Source organism: Nitrospirota bacterium, from assembly GCA_016214845.1.
Lineage (GTDB): Bacteria > Nitrospirota > Thermodesulfovibrionia > UBA6902 > UBA6902 > SURF-23.
Map to the genome: position 1 here is coordinate 56752 of JACRMS010000019.1, position 25373 is coordinate 82124.

The 25373-nt window shown below is 48.4% G+C and carries 21 protein-coding genes and 1 pseudogene; 17 read left to right on the forward strand and 5 right to left on the reverse strand.

The window, feature by feature from the left end:
• The first annotated feature begins 10 nt into the window (after nucleotides 1-10).
• The 13 genes from hypF (at nucleotide 11) to gyrA (ending at nucleotide 17734) form a co-directional block, all read left to right on the forward strand.
• Complete coding sequence (gene hypF, locus HZB61_05710) at nucleotides 11-2263, forward strand: carbamoyltransferase HypF (GenBank protein ID MBI5056092.1); 2253 nt, start codon at nucleotides 11-13, stop codon at nucleotides 2261-2263.
• The gene (locus HZB61_05715) at nucleotides 2260-3138 is read left to right on the forward strand and encodes a VanZ family protein (protein MBI5056093.1); all 879 of its coding nucleotides are present in this window, start codon (nucleotides 2260-2262) and stop codon (nucleotides 3136-3138) included. The genes hypF and HZB61_05715 overlap by 4 nt, the downstream gene beginning before the upstream one ends.
• The gene (locus HZB61_05720) at nucleotides 3122-3961 is read left to right on the forward strand and encodes a restriction endonuclease (GenBank protein ID MBI5056094.1); all 840 of its coding nucleotides are present in this window, start codon (nucleotides 3122-3124) and stop codon (nucleotides 3959-3961) included. Before HZB61_05715 ends, HZB61_05720 begins: the two co-directional genes overlap by 17 nt.
• Nucleotides 3962-4355: 394 nt before the next feature.
• A complete protein-coding gene (locus HZB61_05725; protein MBI5056095.1) occupies nucleotides 4356-4982 on the forward strand; it encodes a PEP-CTERM sorting domain-containing protein in 627 nt (208 codons plus the stop codon).
• A 98-nt stretch (nucleotides 4983-5080) separates the two neighbouring features.
• Nucleotides 5081-7897 (forward strand): PKD domain-containing protein, encoded by a 2817-nt coding sequence (locus HZB61_05730; protein ID MBI5056096.1) that lies wholly within the window; start codon nucleotides 5081-5083, stop codon nucleotides 7895-7897.
• Between the two features lie 251 nt (nucleotides 7898-8148).
• Entirely contained in the window at nucleotides 8149-8946 is a 798-nt protein-coding gene (locus HZB61_05735; protein MBI5056097.1) for a hypothetical protein, read from the forward strand.
• A gap of 25 nt (nucleotides 8947-8971) precedes the next feature.
• On the forward strand, nucleotides 8972-10141 hold the full coding sequence (locus HZB61_05740) for a terpene cyclase/mutase family protein (protein ID MBI5056098.1): 1170 nt from the start codon (nucleotides 8972-8974) through the stop codon (nucleotides 10139-10141).
• A gap of 87 nt (nucleotides 10142-10228) precedes the next feature.
• Nucleotides 10229-11440 carry a 3-dehydroquinate synthase gene (locus tag HZB61_05745; GenBank protein MBI5056099.1) on the forward strand — a complete coding sequence of 404 codons (1212 nt, stop codon included), beginning with the start codon at nucleotides 10229-10231 and terminating at the stop codon, nucleotides 11438-11440.
• A complete protein-coding gene (locus HZB61_05750; protein MBI5056100.1) occupies nucleotides 11403-11693 on the forward strand; it encodes a hypothetical protein in 291 nt (96 codons plus the stop codon). The genes HZB61_05745 and HZB61_05750 overlap by 38 nt, the downstream gene beginning before the upstream one ends.
• On the forward strand, nucleotides 11680-12483 hold the full coding sequence (locus HZB61_05755; GenBank protein MBI5056101.1) for a TatD family hydrolase: 804 nt from the start codon (nucleotides 11680-11682) through the stop codon (nucleotides 12481-12483). Before HZB61_05750 ends, HZB61_05755 begins: the two co-directional genes overlap by 14 nt.
• Nucleotides 12480-13571 carry a metabolite traffic protein EboE gene (gene eboE, locus HZB61_05760; GenBank protein ID MBI5056102.1) on the forward strand — a complete coding sequence of 364 codons (1092 nt, stop codon included), beginning with the start codon at nucleotides 12480-12482 and terminating at the stop codon, nucleotides 13569-13571. Before HZB61_05755 ends, eboE begins: the two co-directional genes overlap by 4 nt.
• Before the next feature lie 192 nt (nucleotides 13572-13763).
• On the forward strand, nucleotides 13764-15131 hold the full coding sequence (locus HZB61_05765; GenBank protein ID MBI5056103.1) for an alkaline phosphatase family protein: 1368 nt from the start codon (nucleotides 13764-13766) through the stop codon (nucleotides 15129-15131).
• Between the two features lie 155 nt (nucleotides 15132-15286).
• Entirely contained in the window at nucleotides 15287-17734 is a 2448-nt protein-coding gene (gene gyrA, locus HZB61_05770) for a DNA gyrase subunit A (protein ID MBI5056104.1), read from the forward strand.
• Between the two features lie 83 nt (nucleotides 17735-17817).
• On the opposite strand, the gene HZB61_05775 is transcribed toward gyrA, so the two are convergent.
• Nucleotides 17818-18159 carry a DMT family protein gene (locus HZB61_05775; GenBank protein MBI5056105.1) on the reverse strand — a complete coding sequence of 114 codons (342 nt, stop codon included), beginning with the start codon at nucleotides 18157-18159 and terminating at the stop codon, nucleotides 17818-17820.
• A 110-nt stretch (nucleotides 18160-18269) separates the two neighbouring features.
• On the reverse strand, nucleotides 18270-18611 hold the full coding sequence (locus tag HZB61_05780) for an SWIB/MDM2 domain-containing protein (GenBank protein MBI5056106.1): 342 nt from the start codon (nucleotides 18609-18611) through the stop codon (nucleotides 18270-18272).
• Between the two features lie 371 nt (nucleotides 18612-18982).
• On the opposite strand from HZB61_05780, the gene HZB61_05785 reads away from it, so the two are divergent.
• From HZB61_05785 to HZB61_05800, 4 genes are all read left to right on the forward strand, one after another.
• Complete coding sequence (locus tag HZB61_05785) at nucleotides 18983-19447, forward strand: (2Fe-2S)-binding protein (protein MBI5056107.1); 465 nt, start codon at nucleotides 18983-18985, stop codon at nucleotides 19445-19447.
• Nucleotides 19444-21597: a xanthine dehydrogenase family protein molybdopterin-binding subunit gene (locus tag HZB61_05790; GenBank protein ID MBI5056108.1), complete on the forward strand. Its 2154-nt coding sequence runs from the start codon at nucleotides 19444-19446 to the stop codon at nucleotides 21595-21597. The genes HZB61_05785 and HZB61_05790 overlap by 4 nt, the downstream gene beginning before the upstream one ends.
• A gap of 203 nt (nucleotides 21598-21800) precedes the next feature.
• Nucleotides 21801-22640 carry an XdhC family protein gene (locus tag HZB61_05795; GenBank protein ID MBI5056109.1) on the forward strand — a complete coding sequence of 280 codons (840 nt, stop codon included), beginning with the start codon at nucleotides 21801-21803 and terminating at the stop codon, nucleotides 22638-22640.
• Nucleotides 22609-23163 carry a nucleotidyltransferase family protein gene (locus HZB61_05800; protein ID MBI5056110.1) on the forward strand — a complete coding sequence of 185 codons (555 nt, stop codon included), beginning with the start codon at nucleotides 22609-22611 and terminating at the stop codon, nucleotides 23161-23163. Before HZB61_05795 ends, HZB61_05800 begins: the two co-directional genes overlap by 32 nt.
• Before the next feature lie 69 nt (nucleotides 23164-23232).
• Here the strand turns inward: HZB61_05800 and HZB61_05805 are convergent.
• From HZB61_05805 to HZB61_05815, 3 genes and pseudogenes are all read right to left on the reverse strand, one after another.
• Nucleotides 23233-24030, reverse strand: a pseudogene (locus HZB61_05805) (diguanylate cyclase).
• Nucleotides 24031-24133: 103 nt separating this feature from the next.
• A complete protein-coding gene (locus tag HZB61_05810; protein ID MBI5056111.1) occupies nucleotides 24134-24997 on the reverse strand; it encodes an HDOD domain-containing protein in 864 nt (287 codons plus the stop codon).
• Complete coding sequence (locus tag HZB61_05815) at nucleotides 24987-25319, reverse strand: hypothetical protein (GenBank protein ID MBI5056112.1); 333 nt, start codon at nucleotides 25317-25319, stop codon at nucleotides 24987-24989. The genes HZB61_05810 and HZB61_05815 overlap by 11 nt, the downstream gene beginning before the upstream one ends.
• Between the last annotated feature and the right edge of the window lie 54 nt (nucleotides 25320-25373).

Consider the following 25373-nt stretch of genomic DNA (forward strand, 5'->3'; position numbering starts at 1 on the left):
AATATACCCTATGAGATTAAAAGTCAACATAACTGGACTTGTCCAGGGAGTGGGTTTCAGGCCTTTTGTCTACAGGCTGGCTGAGGAATTGGGATTGAGAGGATATGTGTTAAACGATACAGCCGGCGTACTGATCGAGGCCGAGGGGGAGAAGGGAAGCCTCGATGAGTTCCTCGTCCGTGTGGAAAAAGATAGACCCGCGATCTCAAAGATCTACAGCCTCCGCCATACCTTCCTTGAAGAATCCGGCTTAGAAGAATTCGAGATACGTGAAAGCAAAGAAGAGGGAGGTAAAAGGGCGTTCATCCTTCCCGACATTGCCGTCTGTGATGAATGTCTGAATGAAATTACAAATCCAAAAGACCGCAGGTTCCTCTATCCCTTTACAAACTGCACAAACTGCGGGCCCCGGTTTACCATTATCAACAAACTGCCCTATGACAGAAAAAATACTTCCATGAAAGATTTCAGGATGTGTCTGAAATGTGAGAAGGAATATAACCTCGCCGAGGACAGGAGATTTCACGCCCAGCCTGACGCGTGTCATGAATGCGGGCCGTGGATAAGCCTCTATGACTGCGATGGCGCGTTATTATGTGAAAAAGAAGAGGCGCTTGAAAAGGCCGTAAACCTGGTCCGCAAAGGGCATATCGTTGCCGTTAAAGGCATTGGCGGATATCATCTGATCTGCGACGCAACAAATGAAGACGCTGTCAGCAGGTTGAGACAAAAAAAACACCGGGAGGAAAAGCCCCTTGCTGTAATGTTCCCTGATCTGGATTCAATAAGGAAAGAAGCGCATCTCAACATGCTCGAGGAGCGCGCGGTACAGGCGATAGAGAGGCCGGTTGTAATAGTCAAAAAAAGAGAGGGCACAGCTCTCGCCCGTTCTGTTTCGCCCGGCAACAGCACTGCCGGAGTATTTCTTCCCTATACGCCGCTGCATCATTTAATTTTAAAAAAACTGAAAAAGCCTGTTGTGGCCACAAGCGCCAACACCACGGACGAACCGATTGCAAAAGATCAAGCTGACGCCCTTTCCCGGCTCTCAGCGATAGCCGACTATTTTCTCTCGCATAACAGGGAGATCGTCAGAAGGTGTGATGATTCCGTCGTAAGAATTGTGGCGGAAAGGCAGATGCCGGTAAGGCGTTCAAGAGGTTTTGCGCCTCTGCCTGTAAACGTGCCTTTCAAATTCAATAAACCCGTCCTCGCCCTGGGGCCTTTCATGAACAACACCATCGCGCTGGGCATTGATGACAGGGTGTTTTTGTCCCAGCATATAGGAGACCTCGATACTCCGCTCGCAGTGGAATTTTATGATGAGACGATAAAAGATTTTCTCAGGTTATTTGACGTTAAACCCGAAATAGTTGTTTCGGATCTGCATCCCGGATATTACAGCACAAAATACGGTGAAGCGCATTACGCGGACAGGCTGGTAAAGGTGCAGCACCATTATGCCCACATATTATCGTGCATGGTTGAAAATGAAATACCTGAAGATGCGGAAGTAATAGGTTTCGCGTTTGACGGGACTGGTTACGGGACTGACAAAACCATCTGGGGCGGTGAGGTTTTGATATCTTCATACAGGGGATTTAAGAGGGCGTATCATTTACAACCCTATAAACTTCCGGGCGGGGAGAAGGCTGTTAAAGAGCCTTGCAGGACGGCCCTTTCTCTTTTATACGAGACGTTTGGTGAAAGGACAAAAACTTTTGATTTCATCCCCCTGAGCGAAGAGGAGAGATCGTTCCTGATCAACATGATGGAAAAGGACATTAACTCCCCGCTCACAACAAGCATGGGAAGACTCTTTGACGGGGTTGCCTCTATTGCCGGATTAAAGCACAGGGCATCCTACCACGCCCAGGCCGCTATTGAACTGGAACAGGCGGCTGTGAAATCTGACATAACCGGCTCGTATCCGGTTGTTGTCAAAAACAACATGATTTATCAATTCACTGCCATCGATAGCATAGTCGATGATCTAAAGGCCGGGACCCCTACTGAGGTGATTGCAAAGAAATTCCACAATACGGTCGTCGGGATAATCGTTAACATTTCAGAGTCCGTCAGGGATGAAACCGGCATAACCGCCGTTGCATTATCAGGAGGAGTATTTCAAAACGCGGTGTTGCTTGAAAACACCTTCCGGCGTCTTAAAGAAACCGGGTTCAGGCCGCTGGTCCACCAGCTTGTCCCTCCAAATGACGGCGGCATAGCCCTCGGCCAGGCTGCTTACGGCAGGTCCATATGATTGAAGAACGTGTTGAAACATGGAACCTGAGGGCGTGGCTGTGGGTTTTTTTATGCGCCGCTGGTATCATGGCCACGGTCCCTGTCGCGCGGGGTGTTCAACGGCTTGTTTATAAAACAGCCGGACGGGAGTTTTTTACTTATTCGGTACTTTTTGTTGTCGCGATCGGACTGGCTGCGGTCATCTGTTTTTTTATTTTTAAACTGAAGATAAAAAATGCTTCCCAGTACATTTGGATTTTCGCGTGCGCAGGGCTGTATTCATACTTCACTATACATATACAAAGTCCTGAAGAGGCGGTCCATTTTATTGAATACGGGCTGCTGTCGTATTGCCTGTTCAATGCGCTCAGCTACCGGATCCAAGACCGGACAATATACTTGACCACTGTTTTATGCGTGTTGTTATTTGGCACGGCGGACGAGTTTTTTCAGTGGTTAATACCGCAAAGATTCTGGGATTTCAGGGATGTGGGCTTTAACACCCTTGGAGGAGGGATCTTTCAACTCGCGATGTGGAAAGGGATCAAACCGGGAGTTATCAGTAAGCCTGTAAAGAAACTCTCTGTCAGCCTGCTTGCCGGAATTATAACTATTGACTTAATCATAATCGGCCTCTGTCTTTCCAACACCCCGGATGCTGTAAACTGGTACACGGGGGCCTTTACAGGTTTATCATGGCTTAGGGCTGAAGAGCCTATGATTAAATATAATCACAAACATGCAGGCCCGGGGGGGATCCTTTCTTTTTTTACACCGGGGACCGTATGGTTATTAATTATTGTGCTGTTGTTTGTAGTCTGGACATTTGCTGCATACTGGAAAAAAACAATTGGCCTAAACCGGAGGGAATCTTCAAATGAACATAAAGATTAAAAAGGCATCGGGAATAATTGAGGACTTCAATTCCCAGAAGCTCCTGGAATCCCTGATCAGGTCAGGAGCGGATAGGGAACATGCGGAAGAAGTTATCGAAAGGATGGTCCCGGAAATAACTCCATACACAAGTACGAAAAGGATTTTCAGGCTCGCGCATAAATATCTCAGACAATTCAACCACGCCTCTGTGCTGAGGTACTCGTTAAAAAGGGCCCTCTTCAGGCTTGGCCCTTCAGGCTATCCATTCGAGAAATTTTTTGCCGAACTGTTGAGGCACTACGGATACCACGCGGACGTTAATGTAATAATGGAGGGGCAGTGCGTTAAACACGAAATCGATGTGTTTGCGGAAAGTGAAAAGGAAATCCTTCTTGTGGAATGCAAATACCGCAACACCGCTGAAGGCGCTCCTGATGTAAAGACCACGCTGTATGTTAACTCGCGCTTTCAGGACCTCAAGCCTGTGATCAAAAGCCGATATCCAAACAAGGCCTTTGCCGGATGGCTGGTAACAAATACCCGCTTCACCTCTGATGCCCTTCAGTATTCCCGATGCATCGGCCTCAAGGTAAAAAGCTGGCGGTATCCGGACAACAACAGTCTTGAGAAAATGATCGAGGACAAAAAACTGTACCCCGTAACGGTAATGTCAACCCTGAATTCCGCCCAGATCAGGAGACTGATCGAACATAGGGTTATCCTTATGAAAGACCTTGCACAGATGAAGGCACAGGATATCCAGAAACTGTTATCTGTTAAAGAGAGTAAGGCCTCCATTCTCAAGCAACAAGCAGATGAACTGTGTTTCTGTGGTGATTAACCTTGATTTCCTGCCTCTAAACAACCATTGAAAAATCAATGCTATTTTAAATTCAGATAATACAATAGCCTGTTCAGAAAGTGTCGGGTTTACTTGAAAGTGTCGAGTTTTTTTACGCAATTTAATCTTATCGTAACCCTTTTATTTGTCAGAATATTTTAAGTAAAAGGAAAAATCATGCCATGAATACGTCGGGTATCTTTACATTGTTCCTGGTTATAATTAAAGATAAAATTGAAAACATTCTGTAAAATCAAGCTGTTGTAATTCTGGCAGTGAACTTGCAATGAATTTAGTTAATTACTGACAGAGTAAGGTCGAAATCTCGTCACTGGGAAAAAAAGCTGGAAATTTTCTGTAATACTTTATGCAAACCAATAAAGGAGGTGAAAAGATGAAAAAACTTTTTCTAAGCAGTTTGGTAATGCTCATCTCGCTATCTATCGCGAGCATGGCATTCGCAATTACCTTTAGTGAGGTTCCGTTAGGAACAACAGATCCCACTATAGACGGAGTGAGTTTTTGGGCAGGCGACCCAGTGGTATTATACGACACTTTTGTTGACGATTCATTGTCCTCCGGTAATCCGTATCTTATGAACGGAATTGATGACGGAACAGGAAACAGTCCTGGATCGTATGATACTTTTATCGGTGTCAGCGCTCCTACTGCTACACTGTTCGGTGAAGTATCTTTTGATATTCTGTCAGAGTATCAATTGCCGGGCGGATCCACTCTTTGGTTACAAGGGCTCCTCAGCGGCGCTCCGGTTGAAAGCCTGTCTCTCGTTGTCAATGATAACAGCTATCACAACATGCTGCTTACATTTGCAAGTGGGGCCGACACCCTTTACATCTATGATAATCTCAATGAATTAATGTATGGAGATGCATTCCACATTGACAACTTTAGCAGCACTCCTTACACCGTGCCGCCGCCGCCGTCGGTTCCTGAACCATCAACTCTCATTTTGTTAGCATCCGGTCTTGCAGGTGCATGGTATATGAGAAAGAGAACTTAAAACTGTAAACAAACAACTTAAGACAAAACAAATTAAACTTTCCCTCTCCTTATCAAAAGGGGAGGGAAAACTTTTTACGAAAGGGGGTACGATAAACTATGAAAAAGAAGATAACGTTAAAGTATTTTTTTCTGTCCATCTTCTTGATTATTGGTTGCCTGGCATTGGCCCAGTCAGCCACAGCCGGCCCGTTAATTGTTCGGGTGCAGCCAAGCGGCGAGGCTTTTTCCAATGCATATGTTATTACAGGCGAGGCAAGGACATTATTCGGCAATGTGGAGGGGGGTACGCCTCCATATGACTACAGATGGGAAATAAGCAACGGGACCGACACGGGATTCGTTCTGGTTGGCGACCCGCGTTATATCTCTATTGACGGAGTAGTCTTCGGCAGCGCCGGAGATCAATGGGCGAGATTAACAGTAAGTGATGCAGACGGCAATTCAAGCTCAGCTACTATAGGCCTGAAAGTAATAGCCGCTGCCAGCGATACTTTGAACCGTAAAAAGAATTCGGCAATTGACCGTGGACTCAGATACTTGTACCTGCAGGAGGGGCTCTCAGCCTCAGGCAGTTCCTGGCCGGGCAGTGGATATCCCATTGGGAGTACCGGCATGGCGCTTGTTGCATTAGAGAACCATGGGCACAACCTGCAGTCGCCGGACAGCGACATTTACAAGAAGTCAGTGCAGCAGGGGATACAATATCTCCTTAATAGCGCATACAACGTTCAACTATCAGATCAAGCCTGCATAGGTGATCCTGAGGCCAATGACGGCGATACCGACAACGACGACCTTGGGGTTATTTTTTCTGGTGGCGGACCTGAAATGTACACGGACCCGATTGCGATGCTGGCAATTGTTAACAGTAGTGAGGAGGCATTTGCCAAAGCCCTAACGGTAAATACAACGAGCGGCGATGTTAACGGCATGAACCTCTGGGATGTCATAGTTGACGCCAAAGACTTTCTTGCCTTTGCCCAAGGCGATGCTACGCCTGGTAGCAGCGGCAACAGTTTCACCTGCTCTACGGGAAATACTTATGTGTATATATACACCAATGGCCTTTCCGTAACTGAGCTTGATGCTTACCGCTGGAGTTTTGACACTTCTGTTGATGCTTGTCCGGGAACCTTGACAGTTGACTGGGGTGATGGCACTGCCCCTGAGATATTTGCTGGTATTGACTGGTGCTATTATCCACAGACCGGCGTGCAATACCTTACACATGATTATGCTTCTGCAGGGTCCTATAATGTAACCGTGCGGCACGAAGGTACAGAGCTTTGTACTACACAGATTAATTTAGCTGACGTAGTACAATGCGACGAGACCATGAATTATATTAAAGGCTGGCGCTACGAGAGAAACTACGGTGACAGCGACAACTCCGTTACACAATGGCCCACACTTGCTCTTCAGGAGGCGCGTGACCGCTGGCATATAAATGTCAATCCGAGAGTAAACGAGGAGCTTAATGACTGGCTTCTCTACAGCCAGAATGCAAACGGTGGTTTTGGTTATACGGGCGGGGCTGATTGGGATTGGCTTAACTTCCCCAAGACATCTGCCGGATTGATAATGCTGAAGTACCTTGGCCAGACGCCTGCGGATACGCGCGTTGGCAATGCGCTGGGTTATCTGGATACAGCATGGAGCTGGACATCTACTGATGGAAATTTGGGTAACATCTACGCCATGTATGGCTTTTACAAGGGCATGAAGCTTTTGTCCCTTGCAGACCTCAACGGACGTACTTGGGAAGAGATATATACCGATTATCTTGTTAATAGCCAGTATCCGTGGAACAACGCATGGGGAGACTGCTGCTGGATGGACGAGTCTTTTGCCACCTATACAGCTCTTGCGATCCTCGCACCTGCGGTTGCCGGATTGCCGCCTGTGGCTGACGCAGGAGGTCCCTATCCTGATGTGAACGCCGGTCAGGCAGTCAACCTTGACGGCAGCGGCTCATATCATCAGGACCCTGCAAAAAATCTTGTCAAGTACGAATGGGATTTTGACGCATCAAACGGACTCTGGTGGGAGACAAAACCAGCCCCTGACGCAGGAGAAGGCGCAGTTGGAATAACACCAACAACATCTTACCCTGATGTCGGACAAGATAACACATACACAGTAACATTGCGTGTAACCGATGACAGCAGCCCTGTCCAGACGGACACGGATACTGCAACCGTAACCGTGGCTTCAGGCCAAGTCGCGCCTGTTGCAGTTACCAATGGACCATGGGCCGGTTTGCCGAATGAAGTAATCACATTTGACGGCTCGGCATCCTATGATCCGAATTCCTGCACAACGCCGGGTGATCCTTCCTGTACCGGTGATTCAATAGTGGCTTATGAATGGGACCTGGATGGAGACGGTTTATTCAATGAAGCTAATGGTGAGGACGGCATGCCTGTAGGCGGAAGCATAGTAACAAGAAGCTTCCCCGAGCCGATGTCACATTCAGCAGTGCTTAGGGTATCTGACACACACAACGCAACGGGCGCATCCTCTGATGCACTCAATGTCGTGTCCATTGCGATTGTTTACGGTCAGCAATACGATACCTGTTTCAGACAGAAGCTAAGCAGGTTTGAAGAACGCCTTGGCATAAGGGTCAAATTCAAGAACCTCGGCAACGGCACAGCAGAGAACCTGGTGATGACGCTAATGTCGACGCCGACCAATCTGCAGATACTGCCGGGTAAAAATACCGTAACTCTCGGTAATCTCGCTGCAGGCGAGGAAAAGGCCTCTGCATGTTCACCGGCGGCCTTGAGCGCTGAAATCGAATTGAAGTTCGACAGACGCATTATCCCTACGGGCTCATGGCTCTGGAAGGCGGATTTCGACTTTAACGGTAAGCACTATGTAGTAAACAACATTCCACCGCTTGGACCATAGTAAGTGCAGGCAGTGTTAATGTCTGAGACGCAGTAAAGAGGAGGGGGTATTTAATACCCCCTCCTTTCAATTCGCTACCTCTTCTGAATGTATAAAATTAATTTTTTTGCTAACACAGGGGAAAGTCTGACGATCATCTCTCTTTCATCTTAATAAGGTTTTCTTGAATTGCAAACAGGTTAAGAAATCAATATAATTAAACAGTAAAATAAAAAATGCTATCACTGATAGCAGGAAAGAGGGAAACGAGTATGAAAAATAGCAAGAGATTGTTCTTTCTCCTGTCAGTCGCATTTATCAATGTAATCGTTTTCGGTTATGCGCTCGCACAGGAAACGCCTCAGGAAAAACCGCCGGCACAAAATGTCCCTTTAGAGAAGCCTCCTGTCCAGCCTCCGGTCCCGGCTGTACCTGTTGGCAAACCGCCTGTTCAGAAAGCGCCTCCGGCACAGGTTGTTGAAAAGTTGGCGCCTGGGGTATATCGCATCGGGGAAATACAGATAAACAAAAAAATGCATCTTATTTCTTTCCCGGCCCAGATAAATATGGACAAAGGGCTTCTGGAATATCTTCTTGTTAATACGGGAGGCAAGGTGCATGAAAGCCTGTTCCGGACAAAGGTGCAGCCTTATGACATGCAAATAGCATTTTTGCTCCTTGACTTTGAGGGCACAGAACACCCACTGAAAGAGCAGGGTTCTGCAGAAATTCCCAAAGGCGAGCCTGTGGTAATAAACATAACTTACAACAACAAGGAAAATAAGATGGTCCAGGCAAAAAGCGAGGACTGGATTACTATAAAGAACAAGGATGAACAAAAAAACCCGGCAAACCTGGAATGGGTCTATACCGGTTCTGTTGTTTATAACGGGCAGTTCCTTGCCCAGGTCAGCGGGTCTCTGATTGCCCTCTTTCACGACCCGGCTGCCCTCGTGGACAATGCCTCCCCCGGCGGAGAAAGCGATGAAGTCTGGTTCGTAAAAGAAGGCGTGGTCCCGCCGGTTGGTACCCCGGTTACCATTACTATAAAAGCAAAAACTAAAAAATAATTGTGTATTGAATAAAGGAGGATGGATGAGTAAGGTTGTTAAAACTTTCTTGCTTGCAGCATCTTTGATTTTGCTTCCGATGATCTCAAATGCAGATAACGTGGTTAGTTCATCAAAGACGGATGTTTCTTTAAAAAATGAGGTTGAAAGCGCCATTGGAAAGGGGCTCACATGGCTTGCAGCCCAGCAAAAGCCGGAGGGCTTCTGGTCCCAGCAGGAATTCCCCGCATTGAGCGGTTTAGTGTTGATGTCTTTTCAGGGAGACCCTTCGGGGTATTATAAGAAGAAATACGCAGAGCCGATTAACAAAGGATACGATTATCTCAAACAGGCAGCGAAGCCGGACGGCTCAATATTTATTTCGGAAACTTACAAGAATTACAATACCGCTGTATGCACTACTGCGCTTGTAGTAGCCAACCGTCCTGAGCTTGAAGGAGTTATTAAAAACGCGCGCAGCTTTCTGATACAGAGCCAGCATAACGAAGGCGGTCCGGAGATGGGTGATTCACATTATGACGGCGGCATCGGTTATGGACGCACCGATAAAAACCCCGACCTTTCCAACACAGTCCTCGCGCTGGAGGCACTGTACTACAGCCGTTATCTGAAGGGTGAAAAGGACCCGGACCTCAACTGGGAAGCGGCAAAAAAATTTATAACACGGACCCAGCATCTGCCAGGCTATAACGATGAGAAATGGGCAAGCGACGACTCTTACAACAAAGGCGGATTTGCATACTTCCCCGGAAACAGCAGGGCCGGCGACATGACCCTTCCTGACGGCAAGATTGTTCCCAAGGCATACGGGAGCATGAGCTATGCCGGGCTGCTGAGTTACATCTACGCTCAAATGGACAAGAATGACCCCCGCATCAAGGCGGTATACGAATGGCTTTCAAAAAATTATTCCCTTGACGCCAATCCAGGGGCGGGCAATGACGGGCAGGACGGCCTCTATTATTATTATCACACCATGGCAAAAGGGCTGACCCTGTACGGTGTTGATACGTTGAAATCAGCGGACGGTAAAACAGTCAACTGGCGTGAGGCGCTTGCAAAACGTCTCCTCGACCTGCAAAAGAGCGAGGGTTTCTGGGTCAACGAAAAGAGCGGACGCTGGATGGAGAAAGACCCTGTACTGGTGACTTCATATTCTATTCTGGCATTAGAGATGGTGTGGAGAGGAATGTAGGGATATCGTAATGCGTAATCCGTAATGCGTGATGAATTTCTTGCTGATTACGCATCACGCGTCACGGATTACGGTTTTTAATAAACTATGAGAAAGATCGAGCAGCAATTCACAGTCAATTACCGGTTCCCAGTTATTTTCACCCGTGATGTTTTCAATATTAACAATACCGCGTTGTGTGATGTCCTTAAGGGCCCCGGGGAAAAGAAGAACAGGATACTGATCGTCATTGACTCTAATGTATCTGAGGCGATGCCCGGTCTGATAGAGAAGCTCGAAAAGTATTCAAAACACAACGACAGCTTCATGGAATTTGTTGCATCCCCTTTTATCATCAGGGGAGGAGAGGCCTGCAAAAAAGATTCTACAGAAGTTGACAAGTTGCACGGTTTGATAGATAAGCACCACCTGTGCAGGCATTCTTTCGTGCTTGTAATCGGAGGCGGGGCCGTACTTGATGCTGCCGGATACTCCGCCGCAACCGCCCACAGAGGCATCCGTCTTATCAGGATGCCGACCACAACGCTTGCACAGAATGACGCAGGCGTGGGCGTGAAGAACGGCATTAACGCCTTCTGCAGAAAAAACTTTCTCGGCACCTTTGCGCCGCCGTTTGCAATTATCAACGACTTTGATTTTCTGGCCACCCTTCCTGAAAGGGAATTGAGGTCGGGTATTTCTGAAGCTGTAAAAGTGGCCCTCATCAAGGACAGGGCCTTCTTTGACCTTCTCTATAATGAACGGCAGAAACTTGCCGTCTTTGCACCTGATGTCATGGAAAAAATGATCATCAGGTGCGCGGAGCTTCATATTGAACATATCGGAATGAGCGGCGACCCGTTTGAATACGGCTCGTCCCGCCCCCTTGATTTCGGCCACTGGTCCGCCCACAAGATCGAAGAGCTGACCGGAGGCAAGATACAGCACGGCGAGGCAGTGGCGATAGGCATTGCCCTTGATTCTCTTTACTCTCACCACACCGGGCTCATCAGCGAGATTGAGCTGCACAAAATATTTTCAGCCCTGGAAGATATAGGCTTTGACCTTTATCACTGGTCCCTCAGCTGGATAGACATAAACAGCGCCCTCAAAGAATTCCAGGAGCATCTCGGCGGTGAGCTTACCATCCCTATGCTGAAAGGCATCGGAGGCAGGATCGAGGTCCACGAGATAGATACCGTTCTGCTGAAAAAATGTGTTAATATCCTTGCTGAAAGAAGCAGGGAAAAGGAGAGTAAAAATGACTATGGAAAATTCCCCGATGCCGGCGAAACAGGCATTAGAACTATACTTCCTTGACAACCGCGCAAGACTTCTTGAGATCGCTTCATTCCTCGACCGCCTTGACAGGTACAAAGACTCCGCCGCAGCAAAAGACGATTTCCGCTACAAGTCTTTCATAAAGGCATTGAAGCTCATCATCGGCACGGAGAAAGACCGCACTATAAATGTCCAGCTGCTCTTCAGCGATCTGACCGCGGAACCCATAGAGAGCGCAGCCGGGCTGAAGGCATTCGGCGCCTGGGAGGGGACCTTCAGTGAAGGTAATTGACCCACACATCCACATGGTCTCAAGGACCACCGACGATTACCTGGCGCTTGCGATCAACGGGATACATACAATAACAGAGCCCGCATTCTGGGCGGGATTTGACAGGAGGGGCGTTGACGGCTTTCATGATTATTTCCACCACCTCACAGTTACAGAACCGGCGAGGGCCGCAAGATTCAATATAAAGCATTACTGCTGGATTGGTTTAAATTCCAAAGAAGCTGAGAACCAGAAACTGGCCGAGGAAGTATTGCGCATTATTCCTGAATACCTTGACAGGCCTACTGTGCTGGGTCTTGGAGAGATCGGGCTCAACAAAAACAGCCGCAACGAAATCAATGTACTTGAAAGGCAGTTGGAAATAGCCGCTAAAAGAAACGAGCTGGTCCTTATTCACACTCCTCATCTTGAAGACAAGCTCAAGGGCACGCGCATCATCATGGACATGATACTAAATGAAAAGAGGATCAAACCTTCACGGGTGCTGATCGATCATGCGGAAGAGCACACTATCGGGGAAATAAAGGAGAAGGGCTTCTGGTTCGGCCTTACCCTTTACCCGAACTCAAAAGGCAGTCCCGAAAGGGCCGTGGACGCGGTGGAGGCTTACGGCTCCGATAATATCTGCATCAACTCATCAGCCGACTGGAGCGTCAGCGACCCTCTTGCCACCGTGAAATGCGCAAATGAAATGCGCAGGCGCGGACATCCTGAAACATTAATCCAGAAAGTATTCTACGAAAACCCGAAAGCCTTCCTCAGCCAGTGCCCGAAGTTCAAGGCTGGATGATCACCTACTGCACAAACATTCATCCGGGCGAAAGCTGGGATGAGACGTTATTAAGCCTGCGCACACATGTTCTTGAAGTAAAAAAAGCTGTGTCGCCTGACAGGCCATTTCCCATAGGCCTGCGTCTTTCAAATCTTGCATCAACTGAAATAGACGAAAACGCATCAGCATCTTTTCTTGAATGGTGTCAGCAGCAGGATTGCTACGTTGCAACGATAAACGGATTCCCCTACGGTTCATTTCATTCCTCAATCATAAAAGAAAAAGTCTATCTCCCTGACTGGCGGGACAGAAAACGCGTCGGGTATACGAAAAGGCTCGCGGGTTTATTGGATGCCTGGATGCCCGCAGGCAAGGCAGGCTCGATCTCAACGGTGCCTGTCGGATTTAAAAAGCATGTGGCGGACGAGGACTGCAATCTCATCAGGCGAAATTTGATAGCCGTTCTTGAACACCTCGACAGACTGAAACAGAGAAGCGGTAAAGAGATCATCCTGTCTCTTGAACCGGAGCCGGGATGTGTGCTGGAGACAACGGAAGACGTGGTCAGTTTTTTCGGGCAGATGAATTTTCCCGGTCAATTGAAAGGAAATATCGGGGTCTGTCTTGACTGCTGTCACCACGCAGTCGAATTTGAAGAAGCTTCAAGATCTCTTTCCCGGATCGATGATTCAGGCATAAGGATCGGCAAGGTCCAGGTGTCGTCAGCTCTGCGATTAATAAAACCGCATAGAGAAACGCTGGACAAGTTTGCGGAGCCGTGCTATCTTCATCAAACAGTGATTCAGAAACGGGATGGTACGCTGGTACGCTACAATGACCTTTCGGACGCGTTACACGATTATCAGGAAAATGCGGAAGATGAGTGGAGAATTCATTTTCACGTGCCTGTCTTTCTTGACAAGGCTGACTCATATGGCACGACAAGAGATTTTACGGAGGAGGTTATTTCTCTTCTAAATAAGAACAACCTGCTTGAGGTTGAAACATACACATGGAATGTCCTTCCCGCTGAATTGCAGACGGAGACAGTTACTCAATCAATAATCCGGGAGATACTCTGGGTGAAAGCACAGATAGATGAGTAGCCACAGATTTACACAGATTGACGCAGATCTTTTTTATGGATAATTATAAATGTCATTCCCGCGGTCTTTTGAGCGGGAATCCAGACAATTAAAGAACTGGATGCCCGATTAAGAACCTCGGGCATGACGCCTAATTTATGAGTTAGTATTAAAATTTAATCTGTGTAAACTGCGAAATCTGTGGATATTATTATGAAACGCACCGTTGTCATTAATGTTGTCGGGCTGACCCGCTCGCTTATCGGCGGGCATACACCGAATTTGCGCTCTCTGCTTTCAAACAGCGCGAACATAAAAACAATTACCCCTGCTGTCACCTGCTCCGTTCAATCGACATATTTAACAGGCAAGCTTCCCTCAGAGCACGGCATTGTCGGGAACGGCTGGTACTTCCGCGACCTCTCTGAGGTATTGTTCTGGCGTCAGTCCAACAGGCTTGTGCAGTCAGAGAAGATATGGCATGTCGCAAAGAGGCGCGACCCTACTTTTACCTGCGCGAATAATTTCTGGTGGTACAACATGGTGACTGACGCGGACTGGGCAGTGACGCCGCGGCCGTTGTATTGCGCTGATGGATTAAAACTCCCTGACTGCTATTCCATTCCTCCTGAGCTGCGCGACAAATTCAACAGGGAGTTCGGACAATTCCCGCTCTTCCAATTCTGGGGCCCGGCAACCTCTATTGTGGCGAGCGAATGGATCGGAAAGGCCGCGATGGCAATTGAAGATATGTATAAGCCAACGCTCAATCTTGTTTATCTGCCTCATCTCGATTACATCCTTCAGAAAGTTGGCCCTGACGGAGATATTAAAAAAGACCTTGCCGGGATCGATGCCCTCTGCGGAAGGCTCATCAACTTCTTTCGAGATAGAGGATGCAGGGTTGTTGTTCTTTCCGAATATGGAATAACACCTGTGAAGAACGCGATCCACCCGAACAGGGTATTGAGGAACGCAGGCTATCTTTCCCTCAAGGTTGACCTGGGCCGTGAATATATTGACTTCGGCGCCTGCCGCGCCTTTGCAGTCTCAGACCATCAAATAGCACATGTTTATATTCAAAACAAATCTGACGTCCCAACCGTGAAAGAGTTGTTTGAAAATTCACGAGGGGTCGAGCGCGTACTGGATGAGGAAGGCAAAAGAGCATTCGGGCTCGATCACGAGAGGTCGGGCGAATTGGTCCTCATCTCAAAAAGCGACAGTTGGTTCACCTATTATTACTGGGACGATGATGCAAAGGCGCCTGATTACGCAAGGACCGTAAACATCCATTCAAAGCCCGGATATGACCCGTGTGAGCTTTTTATTGATCCCGCAATTAAATTTCCGAAATTAAAGATCGGCTTGACGCTCGCGAAAAAGGCCCTCGGCTTCCGCTATCTCATGGACGTGATACCTCTTGACGCAGGCCTTGTCAAAGGCTCTCACGGCAGGGTGACCGGCAATGATGACGAGGGGCCTGTCTTTATGACCACCGAACCAAAGCTTCTCAATTCACAAACCGTAAAAGCACGGGATGTCTTTGACTTGCTGTTGGGGCATGTCTTTAAAGACTAATTAAAAAAGCCAGGGGCATGGAGCAAAGAGCATAGGGTTACTGCAAATTCTCTCACAATATACTCATTGAAAATGTTATAATTTCGGGTCACGTTTTTAATAATTCACTTATGAATTCTGTCTTATATTTTCACCTGTTTTAAGAAGGAGACTACATGGCAAGACTTACAATAAATATTGAAGAAGAGATGAAGACTTCCTACCTTGATTACGCGATGAGCGTGATCGTGGGCAGGGCGCTTCCTGACGTCAGGGACGGCCTGAAGCCCGTTCAGCGCAGGATAATGTATGCGATGTTGAGGGAAGGGCTTTTACCGACAAAAAAATATTCCAAATGCGCCGGCGTCGTCGGCGAGGTCCTGAAGAAATACCACCCGCACGGCGATTCCGCGGTTTATGACGCGCTCGTGCGCCTTGCCCAGGATTTTAATATGCGTTATCCGCTCGTGGACGGCCAGGGGAATTTCGGCTCCATTGACGGCGACCCTGCCGCGGCGTACCGTTATACGGAATCACGCCTTACGAAACTTGCCGAAGAGCTGCTCGTTGATATCGATAAAGAGACAGTGGATTTTACGCCGAATTTTGACGAGACCACGGAAGAGCCTATTGTCCTCCCTTCAAAGGTCCCGAATCTTATTATCAACGGGTCAGCGGGCATAGCTGTCGGCATGGCTACAAACATCCCTCCCCATAACCTCGGAGAGATCATTGACGGGCTTGTGATGATGATAGAAAACCCCGAGGTCACTGTTAAAGAACTAATGAAAAAGATTAAAGGCCCCGACTTTCCGACAGGCAGCACTATTCACGGGAGAAAGGGGATCATTGACGCTTACCATACGGGCCGGGGACATTTAAAGATACGGGCCAAAGTGGAAATTGAACCCCAAAAGGGGGACAGGGAGAGCATCATTATTTCAGAGCTGCCTTATCAGGTCAACAAGGCAAGGCTCATTGAAAAGATTGCCGAGCTTGTGCGTGAAAAGAAGATCGAAGGGCTCTCTGATCTCCGTGATGAATCCGACAGGGAAGGCATAAGGGTCGTCATGGAGGTCAAGCGCGGCGAGATCGCGCAGGTGGTGCTGAACCAGCTTTATAAACACACCCCGATGGAGACCACCTTCGGCATCATCATGCTCTCGATCGTCAACGGCCAGCCAAAGGTCCTGAACCTCGCCCAGATGCTTTCTTATTTCCTCCAGCACCGGCGTGATGTCATTGTCAGGAGGACGAAGTTTGAACTGCGCAAGGCCGAAGAGAAGGCCCATATCCTTGAAGGACTCAAGATCGCGCTAGATAATCTTGACGCGATCATTTCCTTGATCCGCAAATCAAAGACGCCCGATGAGGCGCTTGAGGGTTTGATGAGCAAATTTCCCCTGTCAAAGATCCAGGCACAGGCCATCCTCGATATGAGGCTGCAAAGACTTACCGGCCTTGAAAGGGACAAAATAATCCAGGATTATCTCGATACGATCAGGGAGATCGAACGCCTTAAGGCGATCCTCGCAAGCCCCACGCTTGTAGACAATATCATCAAAGACGACCTCCTTGAGATAAAGAAAAAATACGCGGACAAGAGGCGCACTGTAATCGCGGAGGAGGCAGAGGAGATAACCCTTGAAGACCTCATTCAGGAAGAGGAGATGGTGGTCACCATTTCTCATAACGGCTATATCAAGCGGAACCCCCTCACGCAGTACAGGAGCCAGAGGAGGGGCGGAAAGGGGTCGATGGGCATGGAGACGAGGGAAGAGGATTTTGTGGAACGCCTCTTTACCGCGTCAACGCACGACCATGTGCTCTTCTTCACAAACTTCGGACGGCTTTACTGGCTTAAGGTTTATCAGATCCCTGAGATGGGTAGGGCCGCCAAGGGAAAGGCAATTGTAAATCTTTTACAGTTATCGCAATATGAAAAAATATCCGCTGTCTTTGCAATAAAGGAATTCACGGAAGGGTCTTCCCTTTTCATGGCAACCAAAAAGGGAGTTGTCAAAAAAACATCCCTTGCCGCATACAGCAATCCCCGGACAAAAGGCATAAACGCAATTAAACTTGATGAGGATGATGAGCTCATTGGCGTGCGGATGACAGACGGTAAAAAAGATATTAATCTCAGCACCAGGAATGGCCTGTCAATAAGATTTAACGAAGACAACGTAAGGGAGATGGGCAGGGTCGCTCACGGTGTCAGGGGAATGAGATTAAAACAGGATGATGAGGTTGTCTCTGTTGATATCCTTGATGACGATACAACGCTTCTGACGGTCACGGAAAAAGGTTACGGAAAAAGGACCAAGGCTGAAGAATACCGCTTGCAGAGCAGGGGCGGTAAAGGCATATTCACGATAAAGGTAACACCCAAGAACGGCAAGGTCGTCGGGGTGCTTCAGGTGACAAGCGATGATGAGATAATCATCATTGCAAGCAGCGGTAAACTGATCCGCATAAAGGCATCAAATATCTCCACCATCGGAAGGGCCACCCAGGGAGTAAGGCTCATAGACCTCGCAGAAGACGACAAGGTCGTCAGCGTAGCGCGTTTCGCCGAACAGGACGAGGAAGAAGCAAACGGCGAAAATTTATTTAAGGAATAAACAGGAAAATAGTAACGGGTGACGCGTAACGAGTAACGGGAAGAAAAAGTCTTTACCCGTCACTTGTTACGCGTTACTGTTTTTTAGCTCTTAAACGTAAAATACACCGCGCCTAAAATGCAGAGAAAGGCGTAGAAGTAGTCGGTCTTCCACGGTTGTTTCATGTAGAACAACGCGAAGGGGATGAAGATGCAGATCGTGATTATCTCCTGCATGATCTTTAATTGAGGAAGACTCATGCTTGTATATCCTATCCTGTTTGCCGGCACCTGCAGCAGGTATTCAAATAATGCCACAAGCCAGCTTAACAGCGCCGCAAAATACCAGGGCTTCGTATTCAGGTGCTTCAAATGACCGTACCACGCAAAGGTCATAAAAACATTTGATAAGGACAACAGGATAATTGTTATGAACGCGGGTCTCATAAAATGAGTTTAATAAAACGGCGGAAGGATTGTAAACAGAGCAGAAAGCAAAACAGGCGCAGACTGATGCCTGCGCCTGTTTGTTTATAGAAAAAACTAAACCGCTTTTATTAACTGAGGTGCTTGTTGACCAGCTTGGTCATCTCGAACATCGTGACTGTCTTTTTCCCGCCAAATACTGCCTTCAGATTATCATCAGCATTGATGTTTCTCCTGTTGACAGAATCCTGGAGTTTGTTCTTCTTGATGTACGCCCAGAGTTTCTTGGTGACCTCGGTCCTTGGTATAGGCTTGCTTCCGACAACTGCCGCAAGGGCGTCGCTGATCTTCATGGGTTTCATGAATGCAGGGTTCGGCGCTCTCTTCTTCTTAACGGTCTTCTTTGCTGCAGGTTTTTTCTTGGCGGGTTTCTTTGCTGCAGGTTTTTTTACGGCTTTCTTTTTTGCTGCCATCCTTACCTCCTCCTATATTAGGGTTATAGTTTTTTATTTCTATGCATAATAATCTGCACTTTTTTGAAATTTTTTTCAATCATTTTTTTTATTGTATCGTCTCACTGAAAACTTTCAGTGGTTATTCTAATCTAAGACATATGATTTTTGGAAGAGGAAAAATAGGACCCCCGCGACTAATCCTTCACTGGAAAAGCATGGTATGATTACATTTGAGCGATGCGCTGACTTGCTCCTCTTCCGCTCTTTTGCTCTTCTGTTCTTTTGCACTTCCGTTCTTTTCCGGTTGCAGACCCGGTTATTCTGTGAGATAATTTTGACAGGATAAAAGCCGTTAACGGGTTTTTTTATTACTGCAATTGGAGGTCCTCATGATTTCTCTTGATGTCAACGGGAAAATATATAACATTGACGTAAGCCCCGATACGCCCCTGTTGTGGGTGATCCGGGAGCATCTTGAGCTGCACGGCACAAAGTTCGGCTGCGGCATGGCGCAGTGCGGCGCATGTACGGTCCATATCGACGGCAAGGCAAGAAGGTCATGCCAGACGCGGGTGAAGGACGCGGCGGGCAAGAAGATCACCACCATTGAAGGTATACCCGAAGAGCATCCAGTGATAAAGGCGTGGGTTGAGGACGAGGTGCCGCAGTGCGGATACTGCCAGCCCGGACAGATAATGTCGGCTGTCGCATTGCTGAAAGAAAACCCTGAACCCACTGACAATGATATTGATAATGCAATGACAGGGAATCTATGCCGCTGCGGTACTTATCAAAGGATCCGCCGCTCCATCCATCGCGCATCAAAGATGATGGCGGAAGGAGGCAAGTCATGAGCGTGATCATCAACATAAGCAGGAGGGACTTTTTGAAAACAGGCGCATTAATAGGAAGTGGATTTGTGCTCGGAGTATTTCCCCGTCATGAGGAAGCCTCGGGTGAGGGTGCAAAGCTCTTTGCACCCAATGCATTCATCAGGATCGGCACGGATGATATTGTGACCATAATCGTCAACAAGTCGGAGATGGGGCAGGGTGTTTATACTTCATTGCCCATGATGGTGGCGGAGGAGCTTGAGGCTGACTGGACAAAGGTCCGCATTGAGCCCGCGCCGGTTGATCCCGCATACAATCATACAGTCTGGGGTATTCAGGGCACAGGCGGCAGCACCAGTGTCGGGACAACATGGGACCAGCTTCACAAGGCGGGCGCTGCAGCGCGGATGATGCTGATACAGGCGGCAGCGGAGATGTGGAATGTTGACCCGTTTACCTGCAAGGCGGAGAACGGTCTTGTCATTCATCCCGGATCAAACAGGCAGTTGTCTTTCGGCAAGCTTGCGGAAAAGGCTTCACAGATGAGCGTGCCTCAGGAAGTCAAGTTGAAAAACCCGGCGGAATATAAGCTCATCGGCAAACCGGTAAAGCGTCTTGACACGCCTGAGAAGGTAACGGGAAAGGCGGTCTTCGGAATAGACGTGAAAGTCCCTGACATGCTCACTGCTGTTGTTGTGCGCTGCCCTGTCTTTGGCGGCAAGGTAAAAAGTTTCAATGACAGGAAAGCCAAAGCGGTTTCAGGCGTTAAATCAGTTGTGCAGATTCCTTCAGGGGTTGCGGTGGTCGCGGAAAACTTCTGGGCCGCCAAACAGGGACGCGACGCTCTTGAGATCAAATGGGACGAGGGGCAGCTTGCTGATTTCGACACTATGAAACAGAGAAAGCAATACGCCGGGCTCGTAAAGACACCCGGTGCAGTCGCAAGAAAAGAGGGCTCACCGGATGAGGCGCTTGAAAAGGCAGTGAAGAAGATAAGCGCGGAATATGAAGTCCCCTATCTGGCGCACGCCACTATGGAGCCTTTGAACGCGGCAATTGATCTGCATGGCGACAGTTGCGATATCTGGACGGGCACCCAGTTTCAGACAAATGACAGAAATTCAGCCGCGGCTATTCTTGGATTGAAGCCTGAGAAGGTAAACCTCCACACAACTTTTCTGGGAGGCGGTTTCGGACGCCGCGCAAATCCTCATTCGGATTTTGTGTCCGAGGCGGCAGAGGTGGCAAAGGCAGTGAAGAAGTCCGTCAAGGTAATGTGGACGCGTGAAGATGACATAAGAGGAGGCTACTACCGCCCGATGTGGTATGACCGGATCTCCGCGGGCCTTGATGAAAATGGAAAAGCGACCGCCTGGAAGCACACGATCGCAGGGCAGTCCATCATCACGGGAACAGCCTTTGAAAAGATGCTTGTTAAAGAAGGCATAGACGAAACGTCTGTTGAAGGAGCAAAAGACATCCCTTATGACATTCCGAATATCCTCGTTGATCTCCATTCACCGGCGTATCCAATTACAGTTCAGTGGTGGCGGTCTGTCGGCCATTCACATACGGGATTTGTCGTTGAGACCTTTATCGATGAGCTTGCCTTTGCGGCAGGCAAAGATCCTTATGAATTCCGCAGGAGTCTGATTTCAAAAGACCCAAGGCGCAAGGCGCTCCTTGAGCTTGTCGCGGAGAAGGCCGGCTGGGGAAGTCCGCTGCCCGCTGGACAAGGGCGCGGCATTGCCGTGCATAAATCTTTCGGAAGTTATGTCGCGCAGGTTGCGGAGGTCTCGGTGGGCAAAGACGGCGAGGTGAAAGTGCATAAAGTAGTGTGCGCTGTTGATTGCGGAAAGATCGTAAACCCCGACACCATCGAGGCGCAGATGGAATCGGGCATCGTCTTCGGACTTTCAGCAGCGCTATTCAGCGAGATCACGTTTAAGAAAGGACGCGTGATACAGGGCAATTTTAACAATTACAAACTCATGCGCATGAGAAATATGCCGGTTGTGGAGGTCCACATCATGCCGAGTCAGGAGAAATCCGGTGGCGTTGGAGAACCCGGGGTGCCGCCCATTGCCGCAGCGGTGTCGAATGCGCTTTTTACAATTACCGGTAAACGCATTCATCGTCTGCCGATACGGGCAGAGGATGTGAAGGCATAGAATACTGATTATGAGCAGGCATGGTTAAAAAACATCTTGAACGCGATAATTTTTTGAAATTGCCTGCCTGAAGATGTCATTCCCGCTTGCCGGGAATCTTCTTTAGAAGGGATTCAGTGCAGCCATCTATGACCGGCTAAGGTATCGCACAATATATTTTTTAACCATGCCTGCTCATAAATACAAATCAGGAGTATTTGGATATGGAAATTTATGAAGAGATAATCAGGTTGAAAAATGAGGGAAGGGCGTGCGTTGTTGCGACTATAGTGCAGTGCATCGGCTCATCGCCTCAGAGGGAAGGGGCCAAGATGCTCGTTCGGGACGACGGCTCCATTATGGGGACCCTTGGAGGCGGATGCATCGAAGCGGAAGTAGTGCAGGCTTCATTGATGGCGCTGAAAAACGGCGCTCCGCAGACCATCCCGTTTGAGCTCACTGAAAAACACGGGGGCCTTGTCTGCGGGGGGAAGGTCCTTGTCTTTATTGAACCGGTCATACGCGAGCCGCGTCTCGTGATACTTGGCGCGGGACATGTGGGGAAGGCGCTTTCGGCAGTGGCAAGGTTTTCAGGTTTTCATGTAACGGTCAGTGATGACAGGGAAGAACACGCAAACAGGAAAAACGTCCCCCATGCGCATGATATTGTCGTTCATGAATTCGGTAGCATATTCGCCAAACTCGATAATGATAAAAATACATACATTGTGATCGCTACAAGGGGACACAATCACGACCTCGATGCATTGAGGGCCGCGCTAAAAACAGAGGCATGTTATGTAGGGCTGCTTGGCAGCAGGCGTAAAAAGGCACTGCTTTTCAAAACACTCCGGGATGAAGGACATTCGGAAGAAGCAGTGAGCAGGATCATTACTCCCGTTGGACTCTCCATCGGTTCTGTGACGCCTGAGGAGATAGCTATAAGCATTATGGCGCAGATCATTCAGCACAGGAGGGAAAATGCCCTATCAGGTCTCAGCGATCTGTCTTGCAGCAGGCTCATCAAAGAGGATGGGCCAATCGAAACAACTCCTTCCACTTAAAGATAAGCCGATGATAAGGCACTGTCTCGACGCCCTGATATCATCAGGAATAAAAGATATCGTCGTAGTGCTTGGCAGCGGGGATATGCGCACGGTCATGGCGGTGAAGGGACTCCCGGTGTATATCGTGTTCAATAATGTTCCAGAAAGCGATATGGCTGGATCCGTGAGGACCGGCCTGAAGTCGGTACTGAATTCATCTACCGGCGTACTGATAAGCCTTGCGGACCAGCCGCTTGTTTCGGTCGAGACGATAAAAACCCTTGTCGCCCATCACGAAGAGGGACCGGACAAGATCCTGATCCCGCAATATGAAACAAAGAAAGGCCACCCCGTGCTCTTGCCGAAAAATCTGCTGGAAGATATTTTCCCCGACGGCACACTGAGAGATATTATCAGAAAGCATTCCGACAGAGTCATCCTTGTCCCGGTAACTGATGAAGGTGTAATTATTGATGTTGATACAACGGAAGATTACAACAGGATACTAAAGATCGTAACGAATGAACCTGGTCTGCCGTAAAATATCACTTTGTTACACGTCTCCACTTCGGCTTTTTCGAGAATTGCATCTCCGTGCTGCCTGAGAAAATCAGGTCTTCCTGCGGTCTATGACGTAGCGGCTTTCGTTGGATCTCTTGGCAAGCTTTTTCAGTTCGGCTGCCACTTCCGCAACCTTCCCGTGATGCCGGATTTTCGGTGAATCAGCCTGGACCACGCCGATAGCTATTCCCAATAAGGGGAACTTCTGTTCATGGCCCTTTCTGTCTTTGGCGATATAATAGCTTTTTTCTTTTTCCTCGCATCCGAAAAGGTCGGAGATAATGATGTTGAAGTTGGCTATGATCGTTTTGCAGATCCCCTCGGCATGGTCAAATGGCACTATAAATACAAAATCATCACCCCCGATATGGCCCGCGAACCCTCCGCTTTCCCTGACCGCGTTTGACATTATCCTTGCAACCATCCTTATTACCTCATCGCCCCGGCTGAACCCGTAAGTATCATTGAACGGCTTGAAGTTGTTTATGTCCGCGTAGCAGACCGCCATCGGTTTGCCCAGCGCTTTTTCTATCTCCTGGTGGATGGATGTGTTGCCGGGAAGTTTTGTGAGCGGGTTATTGTCAAATATTCTCTGTATCCTGTGCGCCGCAAGTGAGATGCGGCTGAAAAGCTCCGGGTATTTAACAGGAAGGGTGATAAAATCATCGAGTGGATAATTCTCCCAGTTGAATGATTCACTCGTGTTCTCGCCGACCAATCCTATAACAGGGATCGTACTGAAATAATTGTCTTTCCTTAATTCAGTGACAAATTTCAGGGGCTCCAGATCAGGCATTGACAGGTCAACGATCATGACATCAGGGGGGTCTGAGTAGATAAAGCCCAGCTCCGTATAGATGTTTGAAAAAGTAGTGACGTGAAAGTCCCTGTTCAGCAGCCGGGGCCTGATTTGAGCGCACAGCTCGTGGTTCTTTGAGACCAATGCTACCTTACGCCTGGGGCTCACTCTTGGCCTGGATCTCCAAACTGAAATTTTTCGCTTCGATCAACTGGTCTTCAAAATCCTCTATGATATCTTTCAAAATCTCTTCATTTAAACCGAGCCTCTCCCACGCGACCGGCTGGATGCGCGGTACGAAGCCGTCCCCGCTGTAACCGAAGCCGCTGGCCTTGACGAGGACATCGGCGATATGCACGACCGCGGTCTTCACCTGCTGCGCGGATGATTTTTCAACATTATGGTGAAACGCGATCGGCTCTATGAGCTTTTCAGGCATGTTCCAGGTCCTTGCAAGCCACTGCCCGATCTCCGCGTGGTCGATCTCAAGCAGTTGCCGTTCGGCCTCTATCATTGAGAGTTCTTTTTCCTTGATCAGGGACAGGAGGTCATCGTACTCCTTTTCGAGCCTTATTTTTATGATCACCTTTCCGATGTCGTGCAAAAGAGCTGCAGTGGAAATCTCTTCCCATTCAGGGAGATTCAGTCTTCTCGCGATAATATTGGCGGCAACAGCGGTCCCCAGGGAATGCTCCCAGAGCCCTAAAATATTCTTTTCCATCATTTCAAAGATGGAACTGCTGATCGCAAGGCTTTTCACGACGTTTACCCCAAGCAGAATCAGCGCCTTGGAAACGGTCGAGATGCGGCCCGAGAAACCGTAAAAGGGAGAGTTGACGAGCTTTAAGACCTTCGCGGAGAGCACCTGGTCGGATGAGACAACCCTTGCCATTTCATTGACCGATACCTTGCCGTCCTCCGCAAGCGCTGTCAGTTTTGTAATAATGCCGGGGAGGGTCGGAAGTGATCGGGTGTCCTTTATGATGCGGCCTATCTCGGTCCTTCTATCCTGCATCCTCTTCTCCCATGGATTCAATGATATGCTGCCTGTAGAGTTCTTTTAATTTATCCATTAACGGATCGCCCGCGACCTTGCTGAAACGTATCTCCAGCGCTTTCAACATATCACCGGTAGTATTTTCGCCTTCGATCTTAATTGGGTGTCCCTCAACAAACACGGCCTGAATGCCCATCCTGTCCAAGCGGGCAATCAATGCTTCGGTCAGGGCGATCCCCTTGCCGCATACCGGCGGGCTTGAAGGGTCGTCATCAATCTTTCTGACATCTCTTGCCAGTACCATTGCGGGCGCGGCGAGGGAAAGAGGAATCTTCTGCATAAAAAATCTCCTGCTTCTTTTATCGGATTTGCAGGCAATAGACTTTAATAATTT